The 4,759-nt window shown below is 31.6% G+C and carries 4 protein-coding genes and 2 pseudogenes (1 of these 6 running past the window's edge); 2 read left to right on the forward strand and 4 right to left on the reverse strand.

From position 1 onward, the window contains the following. Positions 1-585 (reverse strand): annotated as a pseudogene (locus A2255_08015) (hypothetical protein). Positions 586-676: 91 nt separating this feature from the next. Here A2255_08015 and A2255_08020 point away from each other — a divergent pair. Then, entirely contained in the window at positions 677-2,143 is a 1,467-nt protein-coding gene (locus A2255_08020; protein OGI23515.1) for a hypothetical protein, read from the forward strand. 34 nt (positions 2,144-2,177) lie between these two features. Here A2255_08020 and A2255_08025 read toward each other — a convergent pair whose 3' ends face one another. The 3 genes from A2255_08025 to A2255_08035 form a co-directional block, all read right to left on the reverse strand. Then, the gene (locus tag A2255_08025; GenBank protein OGI23516.1) at positions 2,178-3,065 is read right to left on the reverse strand and encodes a hypothetical protein; all 888 of its coding nucleotides are present in this window, start codon (positions 3,063-3,065) and stop codon (positions 2,178-2,180) included. 126 nt (positions 3,066-3,191) lie between these two features. Further along, positions 3,192-4,163 (reverse strand): hypothetical protein, encoded by a 972-nt coding sequence (locus tag A2255_08030; protein ID OGI23517.1) that lies wholly within the window; start codon positions 4,161-4,163, stop codon positions 3,192-3,194. A gap of 57 nt (positions 4,164-4,220) precedes the next feature. Then, positions 4,221-4,550, reverse strand: coding sequence for a hypothetical protein (locus tag A2255_08035; protein OGI23518.1), 330 nt, complete (start codon positions 4,548-4,550; stop codon positions 4,221-4,223). A gap of 133 nt (positions 4,551-4,683) precedes the next feature. On the opposite strand from A2255_08035, the pseudogene A2255_08040 reads away from it, so the two are divergent. Next, a pseudogene (locus A2255_08040) lies at positions 4,684-4,759 on the forward strand (arsenite S-adenosylmethyltransferase) (it continues 716 nt past the right edge of the window).

A 4,759-nucleotide genomic window follows, 5' to 3' on the forward strand; every position in this document is an offset into this window, starting at 1 on the left:
AGGGATAGGATTAATATGGGTTTTTATAAACTTGTCGGATATATCTTTAGGAATATCCTTTATTAAATTTGGTGAATTTAACTGTGTTTCCAGCAACCACAAGCCAGTTGCGCTTGAACCGGATTCGCCTGTAGTGATAACAAAATCACCAACTTTAGCATAACTTCTCTTTGTTGGGGTAATTCCATTTCCAAAACCCATCATTGCTATACTAATTGTGATTTTATCAGCTCTTGTCAGGTCTCCTCCAACTATTAAAACCCCATATTTCTGAGAAATATATTTGACTCCCCGATAAAATTCTTCTACAAAATCCTCATTAATATCTTGTGGGAGTGAAAGCGATATTAATATATAAGCAGGAATCCCTCCAGCAGCTGCAATGTCACTTAGATTAACGGCTATAGCTTTCATACCAAGATCATAAGGACTAATTGTCGATTTTCTAAAATGAACATCTTCAATTAAAGTATCCTGGGTTAAAATTAAATCTTTTTCAGCAATATAAGCAGTATCATCACCAATATATGCCGATGATTCAGGCAGCAAACTTTTAATTAAATTTATAAACTTATCTTCTTTCATATAAGTATTTTATAATAGTCAGGTAATTTACTTGAGGAAAATTTTTTGGTTCTAAATTATTATATTAAAAGATAAAGTTTGGGGTTATTCTATGAATACTAAAACAGTTGCTATATTTTTATCTTTATTGTTGTTATTTAACTCATATATTCCTGTTGCTTGCTCTGCAACACCTCAAAACAGAAATCAACAAATTCAGCAAGGGAATAAGTATGCTAAATCCGGACATGATGCTTATAATGCAGGACAATACTTGAAAGCGGGTCAGGATTATGAGAAGGCATATGAAATTACAAAAACTAATCTCTATATAGATAATGCTGTCGTTGCTTATAAAGCTTATGCGTATAATTTAACAAATGATAAGAAGTATGATGAAGCTCTTAAATATTGTAATAAAGCATTATCATTAAATAATAATGATAAAAATTCTAAAGAATTATTATCTGACATATATTTTTCAAGAGGCGCTGATTATTTTTATACAGGAAATCTTGAAAAAGCCAAATCTGATTTTGAGGCATCTTTAAAATACAGTACTCTTAAAGAACAAACCGATAGAGCTAAAGATGGATTAGCGAAAATAGATACAGTTGTTAAAAAAGGATCAACTGTAGTTCCAAACTATCAGGAAACAGCGGATACTTCTATTCCTGCAATGGTAATCATAATAGAGAACAAAATATATGGAAAAACCAATAGTGCAGCACCATTATTGACAAGAATAAATAAGATTGAACAGGATACACTTGGTCAAACTTATGAGGGAGATGGTTTAATTGTAAGAGTTGATAGATTAAAAAGGACTATTTTACCTGAATTTGCTCAACAAACTCAAAATATTGGCTATAGTGATATTTATGAAGGAACTTATATCCCTGAAATAATGCAGCAAAGTATGGGTAAAGTTACCATTATTGGTAAAATGCCCATAACTGTATACATAGATGATACTAAAATCAAACCATACAAGAAGTTTTATAGAGATGCAGCTATAGAAGGCTTTAAAGAATGGGAAAAAGCATCTGAAGGTAGAATAAAGTTTAACTTTGTTTATGACACTTCAAGAGCTGATATAAAAGTGGCATGGTGTGAGGATTTTGAGGATTTTCCCTGGCAACCGACTTTACAGAGGGAAGACATTTCAGCTGAAAAAGAAAGAATAAAATACAGAAAAGCCAGTACACTTGTTCAGGTTGGCTCTGTTCTAGGCATGATTGCAGGCGGATTGCTTGGGGTGCCAGTTATTGGTGGTGTTGGAGCTATGGGATCTTCTGTAGCCTCTCCAATATTACAGTATAAAGGGACAAAGATGGATCAATTTTCTCATGATATTAAAATAAATATAAAAGTCACTGAAAATATGACCGATGAACAGGCTAAAATCAAGATTAAGCAGATAGCTACTCATCAAATGGGGCATGCCCTTGGTATTGCTGGGCATAGTAATAATCCAAACGATATAATGTGTGTTAATTTCACCGCAACTCAGTTATCAGATAGAGATATTAAGACCATTAAAGAGATATATAAATCCAAAGAGCCAGATAAAAAATAAATAAGGTGTCATGCCGGACTTGTTCAGGCATCTATTAAAAGATTAAGTTAAGCAAATATCCTGTAAGTATTATTAATCCTAATAGAACCCCTATATAAGTAAGTAATAAGGGTAGTTTTAGCGCTCTTTTTAGTATTAATAATTCAGGGATAGATGTTGCAGTAACTGCCATTGTAAAGGCCATTAATGTACCAATTGGTAAACTGTGACTGATAAAGATCATTAATATCGGCAAAGCTATAGTTATATTGATATAAAAGAACATTACCATTAGTACAGCTATAGGCACACCAAATGGATTATCAAATCCAACATATTTAATAATTTGATCAGATGGTATATAACCCTGGATTAAAGTTGCAATACCTATACCTATTAGAATATAAAGCCAGAAACTTTTGAAAAAGCTGAAAGATTTATCTTTTGCGGCAATAATTATATTTTTAAAACTCTTATTACCTGTATCGTGACTTATTTTTGATCGATTTTTATCAATTAGGGGCTGAATATAATTATCTAGTTTAAATAATCCTATTAGTATACTTCCAACAAAGCCAATAACTATTCCTATAGCATAGTAGATAAAAGCAATTTTACAACCAAATACATTCCAAAACAGTGCAAAAGCTAGTTCGTTAGTCATAGGAGCAGTAATTAGATAAGTAAAAGCAATACTTGTTGGAATACCTGCTTCTAAAAAACCTATAAAAACAGGAATTACAGAAAAGTCTTCTACCGGAGTAATTACAGCCAGAAATGATGATATGATATTTCCCATTCCAACTTTCTTACCGCTCAAGATTTTTTGTGTTTTGGCAGGGGTAATTATTTCTCTAATTACGCCAATGATAAATCCTATAATCAGGATTAGTATGTAAACCCTAAGCGTGTTAGATATAAAAAACTCCAACCCTTCAGCCATTTTAGAGGATGAAGATAAATCCAGGATTTTATATACAAAAAAGTTGACCAATAAATCAAGAAATTCAAACATAATCAAAATTTATTAGCCGAGTATTGACTTAAAAACAATGTCTATTTAGACAGTTTAAAGAATAAAATTGAATAAATATCCTGTAAATATGATTGCTGTAGTCATTATTGATACAAAAATTATCAATAATGGCAATTTTAGAACTCTTTTCAAGATTAACAATTCAGGAAAAGAAATAGCTGTCACTGCCATTGTGAACGCCAGAACAGTGCCTATTGGTAAACCCTGATTAACAAGAACTTCTGTAATAGGTAATACTCCCGCAATATTTGCATAAAGTGGAACGCCAAGTAATACAGCCAGAGGAACAGCAAAAGGATTGCTTGCTCCTGCATATTCCACAAGTAAACCTGTTGGAACATATCCATGAATAAAAGCTCCAATTCCGACACCTACAATGATATAAGGCCAGGTTTTCTTAAAAATACTTAATGCACTTTCTTTTGCTTCTTGAATACGATCTTTAAATGTTACTGCATTTTCTTCTCTACAACAGGAACCAACTTTTGTCTGGAATACAAATGGCTCAATATACCTTTCAAGATTAGATAAACCGATAATCATACCGCCAAAAATTGCAATTGCAAGTCCTGACAGAATATAAATACCTGTAATTTTTATTCCAAATAAGCCCCAGAGCAATATTATAGCAACTTCATTTATCATAGGAGCTGCGATTAGGTAAGAAAATGTAATTCCTAATGGAATTCCAGCTTCTACAAATCCAATGAATAATGGTACAGCTGAACAGGAACAAAAAGGTGTTACTATACCAAGGGATGCTGCAAGAAAGTTTCCAATTCCTGTATGTTTACCACTTAAGAATGTCCTTGTCTTTTCAGGGGTAAAAAAGCTTTTAATCAATCCAATGATAAAGCTTATAACCAGAATCAGAATGAATATTTTTAAAGTATCGTAAATGAAAAAGTGTAAGCTCTCCGCTATATTGGTATTAGGTGATAGCTTAAAAATATTATAAACAACGAAATCTGCTAATGTTTCCAGTGGTTTAAATATATCAACCATAAATTATTTCTCCAATATTGCCTTAATTTCTTCGACTTCCTAAAATTTTTATATCCATCACCTTTCTCCTTTGTATGAATTCAACAATTCTTGCTGATGTTTAAGATTTTCAGAGATTAGGTTATCAAGACACCTGAAAAATTCGTCTAAACAGCAGCATTTGAGGCTATAAAAGACATTTAACCCAACTTTTCTATCTTTTATTAATCCATGGTTTTTTAATATGCCAAGGCTTTTAGAAATATTTGACTGTTCTTCCCCTAGAGTTTCTATAATTTCTGTGACAGTCTTTTCTCCATTTCTTAGACAATCCACAATCATTAATCTTGTTGGATTAGCTAAAGCCTTTATTATTTCTGTTTTTAACTTATAAAATTCTTTATTCATAAAAATCCCCAATGAGATAATAATCTATTTGACTATATTGCAATATTATCATATAGTTATGTATAATTGCAATAGAATATGTCTAAATAAAAAATTGAGAAATTGTTATTAGTAATACAAAATGGAGGCTTTTATGGAATTTGATATAAAAGAAACCGTAAAGGAATTTTATGGTGGTATCGCCGCTGATGTGAGTAAAGGTAATAAAT

The organism is Candidatus Melainabacteria bacterium RIFOXYA2_FULL_32_9 (genome assembly GCA_001784615.1).
GTDB lineage: Bacteria > Cyanobacteriota > Vampirovibrionia > Gastranaerophilales > UBA9579 > UBA9579.

Excerpts from the sequence above, each read along its gene's own strand:
- A2255_08030 (OGI23517.1), bottom strand. The coding sequence starts at position 4,163 with ATGGTTGATATATTTAAACCACTGGAAACATTAGCAGATTTCGTTGTT.
- A2255_08035 (OGI23518.1), bottom strand. The coding sequence starts at position 4,550 with ATGAATAAAGAATTTTATAAGTTAAAAACAGAAATAATAAAGGCTTTA.
- A2255_08025 (OGI23516.1), bottom strand. The coding sequence starts at position 3,065 with ATGGCTGAAGGGTTGGAGTTTTTTATATCTAACACGCTTAGGGTTTAC.
- A2255_08020 (OGI23515.1), top strand. The coding sequence starts at position 677 with ATGAATACTAAAACAGTTGCTATATTTTTATCTTTATTGTTGTTATTT.